4 protein-coding genes are annotated in these 4,068 nt (G+C 68.3%); all 4 read right to left on the bottom strand.

The genetic code is table 11. From position 1 onward, the window contains the following. Nucleotides 1-268 precede the first annotated feature (268 nt). From CAPSK01_RS00845 to CAPSK01_RS21325, 4 genes are read right to left on the bottom strand one after another with little or no spacing between them, the layout of a single operon-like run. Nucleotides 269-1,438 carry an ABC transporter permease gene (locus CAPSK01_RS00845; protein WP_034921144.1) on the bottom strand — a complete coding sequence of 390 codons (1,170 nt, stop codon included), beginning with the start codon at nucleotides 1,436-1,438 and terminating at the stop codon, nucleotides 269-271. A 48-nt stretch (nucleotides 1,439-1,486) separates the two neighbouring features. After that, nucleotides 1,487-2,644 (bottom strand): ABC transporter permease, encoded by a 1,158-nt coding sequence (locus CAPSK01_RS00840; protein WP_034921141.1) that lies wholly within the window; start codon nucleotides 2,642-2,644, stop codon nucleotides 1,487-1,489. A 25-nt stretch (nucleotides 2,645-2,669) separates the two neighbouring features. Continuing rightward, nucleotides 2,670-3,371 carry an ABC transporter ATP-binding protein gene (locus CAPSK01_RS00835; RefSeq protein ID WP_034921139.1) on the bottom strand — a complete coding sequence of 234 codons (702 nt, stop codon included), beginning with the start codon at nucleotides 3,369-3,371 and terminating at the stop codon, nucleotides 2,670-2,672. After that, a complete protein-coding gene (locus CAPSK01_RS21325; RefSeq protein ID WP_337958514.1) occupies nucleotides 3,368-4,048 on the bottom strand; it encodes an efflux RND transporter periplasmic adaptor subunit in 681 nt (226 codons plus the stop codon). Before CAPSK01_RS21325 ends, CAPSK01_RS00835 begins: the two co-directional genes overlap by 4 nt. Nucleotides 4,049-4,068: the final 20 nt, after the last annotated feature.

Genomic DNA, 4,068 nt, shown 5'->3' with positions numbered 1-4,068 from the left:
CGATCCTCGACGCCGTGCGCGGCGAACTGGGAATGGCCGGCGGCGGCAGCAGCCGTTTCAAGGTCTTCCACCTGAAGACCGGTCCCTGGGCCTACTCTACGTGTCGCGCTGAGCGCACGGCCCTGGGGCCCCTGCCTGCGCGCCGGACGCGAAGATCCGCAGCAACCGCTGGCCGCCGACCGTCTGGGCCGTTGCGTTGGCCTTGCTGCCTTGGGCGGCCTCCAGAGGCTTGCCGTCGCTGCTGGTGCTCCGTGCCCGGATTTTCTGTTCAGGCCGCGCGCAGGCACTCGGCGATCTCCAGACGTGCCGCGCGCCACGCCGGGACGAAGCCGCCGACGATGCCCATCGCCAACGCGAAAGCCATGGACTGCAAGGCGATCGATGGCGTCAGGACGAAGCGGAAAGCCAGCTCGGCGAAAGTCTGGAAGTTCGTCGTCGAGATGTCGACGGCCTGCATCGCGCTCGCACCGGCCAGCCCCAGCACGCCGCCGAGCGCCGCCAGCAGCAGCGACTCGCCGAGAAACGCCAGCAGCACGGCGCGGCGCCGAAACCCGAGCGCGCGCAAGGTGCCGATCTCGGCGGTGCGCGCGGCCACCGCGGCGAACATCGTGATCATCGCGCCGACCACGGCGCCGATCGAGAAGATGACGGCCAGTGCGGTGCCGAGCAGGCGGATGAAGGTCGCCAGCGCCTCGCTCTGCTCGGCATAGAAGACACGTTCGGGCTTGGCTTCGAGCGACAGCCGGGGATCGTCCTCGAGCGCTTTCCGGATGCGCTCGAAGCCGTCCACATCGGCCAGACGCAGCACAACGGTCGAAAAGGCGTTACGCCTGAAAGCCTGCAGCATCTGTTCGCCATCGCCCCAGAGCTCCGAGTCGAAACCGCTGCGGCCGGCGTCGACAATGCCGACGACGAGCCAGTCGCGGCCGGCGAAGCGCAGCGTCTGGCCCAGGCCGACACCCTGAAAGCCCGCCGCCACGGCGCTGCCGGCGACGATCTCGGAAGTGCCTGGGCGGAACATGCGGCCTTCGCTGATGCGCACCTGCGGCCGCAGTTCCCCGCCAATTTCCGAGGTACCGCGCACGGTGACGTTGCTCGGCTTACCGTTGCCACGCTTGGGCAGATTGATCAGCACCACCGGCTCGCGGCTGACCATCGTGCGGCCCAGGGTGTCGCTGGCGATTCCCGGCAGCGTCTCGATGATTCCCGCCTGATCGCGAGCGACCGCGCTGTTGATCTCGGCACCGGCGCCCTTGCGCAGGACGATGACGTTGTCTGCCTGACCGGTGGCGACCAGCGTCGCGCGAATGCCTTCGCTCATCATCAGCACCGTCGCAAAGACGTAGACCACTAGCGCCATGCCGAGCGCGGTGAGCACGGTGGTCACCCGGCGCACCCACAGGTTGCGCACGATGTAGGCCAGCGGCAGGCCCTTCACGGCGTGCTCCGCGGGCGCAGCGGGCCGCGCACGCGCGCCAGCGCCCGCTTACGCCACATGCCGCAGGCCATCGACAATGTCGATCCGGCTCATCCGCCACGCCGGCCACGCGGCGGCGACGAGGCCGACGATCGCCGCGGCCAGCAACTGCAGGCCCATCGTCAGGGCGGACAGCTGGAACACCGGAAACAGCGTGCCGGTCGCCTGCGCGAAGGCCGCCGACAGCGGCAGCGTCGCGGCGACCCCAAGCACGCCGCCGAGGCCGGCGATCAGCAGGCTTTCGCCATACAGCAGACCGACGACGAAGCCGGGCGGAAAGCCCAGCGCCTTGAGCGTCGCGTATTCCGCCAGCCGCTCGCGCGCGGTCATCGTCATGGTGTTGGCCATCACCGCCATGATGATCACGATAATGATCAGGCTCACCGCCTGGATCGCCACCAGGATCGCCTCGCTCATCGACACGAAGCTGAGCTGGAACGCCTTTTCGGTCTCGCTGAGCGTCTCGGCCAGCGAATTGGCGAACAGCGTGTCGATGCGTTGCGAGATCAGGGCGGCGTTGTTCGGTTCGTCGATCCCGACGATGTACACGCCGACGGCATCGGCACGCTGGCGCGCGGTCTGGCGTAGCGATTCGTTGATGAACGCCCAGTGCACGAACATCTGGTTCTCGTCGGTCTTGGCGTCCGCTCCGTCGTAGATCGCGCGCAGGGTGAAGGTCCAGGTGCCCGGATAGATCGTGCCGCGCAAGGGGATCGGGTCGCCGACCTGCCAACCGAACTTGCTGGCCAGCCCGCGTCCGACCACCGCTCCCTGCCGATCGCGCAAGAAGGCGAGCCTGTCGGCGTCGGCAATCACGTACTCCGGGTAGAGTGCCAGATAGCTCGCCGGATCGATCGCGAACTGCGGGAAGAAATTCCGCTCGGTGATGTACACCCCGCCGAACCAGTTGGCCCAGCTGATCGCGCGCACGCCCTCGACGGCGCGGATTCGCTGCGCGTAGTTGAGCGGCAACTGGAAAGTCAGCGAGATGCTGCTGCGCGTCACCAGGCGGGTGCTCGAACTGGCCTCGACGCCGGCATACCAGGCATCGACGATGGTGCGCAGGAGGCCGAAGGCGCAGATCGCCACCACCAGTCCGATCAGCGTCAGGCCGGTGCGCAGCTGGTGACGAAAGGCGTTCTTCAGCAGCAGCCGCAGCAGGAACATCGGTCGCCTCGTGCGTGCGCGAGCGTCATGCGCCGACCTCGTCGACCAGCACGCCCTTCTCGAGGTGCACCAGACGGCGCGCGTGCGCGGCAGCCTTGGGGTCGTGCGTGACCATGACGATCGTCTTGCCCATCTCGACGACGAGTCGTTCGAGCAGTCCGAGGATCTCTTCGCCGGTGACCCGGTCGAGGTCGCCGGTGGGCTCGTCGGCGACGATCAGCAGCGGGTCGCTGACCAGTGCGCGCGCGATCGCCACGCGCTGCTGCTGCCCGCCCGAGAGTTCGTTCGGCATATGGTCGGCGCGGTCGGAGAGGCCCACCAGCCGGAGGACGACGCGCGCCCGCTCGGCGCGCTCGCGGCTCGACAGACTGGTGAGCAGCAGCGGCAGCGCGACGTTGTCCTGTGCGCTGAGCACCGGCAGCAAGTTGTAGAACTGGAAAACGAAGCCCACGTTGGCGGCACGCCAGTCAGCCAGTTCGCCCTCGCTCAGCTCGGCGATATCGACGCCGCCGATCTCGATGGTGCCGGCGGACGGCTTGTCGATGCCGGCGATCAGGTTCAGCAGCGTGCTCTTGCCCGAGCCGCTCGGACCCATCAGCGCCACGAACTCGCCCGTCGCAACGTCCATGTCGAGGTCGAGCAGCACCGGAATCACCTGCCCGCCGCGCCGGTAGCCTTTCGAGAGCCCGCGGATGCGAATCAGCGGCGGGACCGGATCGGTGCTCAAGGACTCCTCTGCGCGGCGCTGCCGCCCGAAATCGCCACTTGGGTGCCGGCAGCGAGCCTCTCCGGGGGCGCCAGGACCAGGCGTTCGCCGGGCTGCAGCGGGCTGCCGGTCAGTTCCTGCGCATCGCCGAGCTTGCGGCCGAGCGTCACCGGGATGGCTTCGACGGTCTCGCCGAGCAGCCGGAAAACGACCTTGCTGCCGGCGCGCTCGGCGATCGCCCTGGGGTTGACGGCGACTACCGGCGTCTGGTCGGCATCAGTCGCCGGCTGCGACAGGAAATTCACCTTGGCGCTCATTTCCGGCAGGATGCGCGCGTCGATCTTGTCGAAGCGGATCTTGGTCACCACCGTCGCCTTGGCCCGGTCCACCGTCGGCACGACGCGGGCGACGCTGCCGCGGAAGCGCGCATCGGGGATCGCATCGAGCGTGATCTCCACCGGCATGTCGACGCGGACTCTGGCGACATTGCTTTCCGAGACGTCCGCCTCGACCTCCAGCGTACTCATGTCGGCCATCGTCACGACGGCACCCGAGGTGCCCGCCGCCGCCGAGAAAGGCGTGATCATGTCGCCGACGTTGGCGTTCTTCACCAGCACCACGCCATCGAACGGCGCGCGGATATCGGTATTGTCCTGATTGACCTGCTGCACCGCCACCTGGGCTTGCGCCAGCGCCACAGCGGCGCGGGCGCTGGCGA

This window comes from Candidatus Accumulibacter vicinus (assembly GCF_000584955.1).
GTDB classification, from domain to species: Bacteria; Pseudomonadota; Gammaproteobacteria; order Burkholderiales; family Rhodocyclaceae; genus Accumulibacter; species Accumulibacter vicinus.
Note: the sequence above shows the minus strand (reverse complement) of the source record. Positions and strands in the feature narration are given on the sequence as shown.

Coding starts and splice junctions, on each gene's coding strand:
- CAPSK01_RS00840 (WP_034921141.1), bottom strand. CDS start 2,644: ATGTTCCTGCTGCGGCTGCTGCTGAAGAACGCCTTTCGTCACCAGCTG.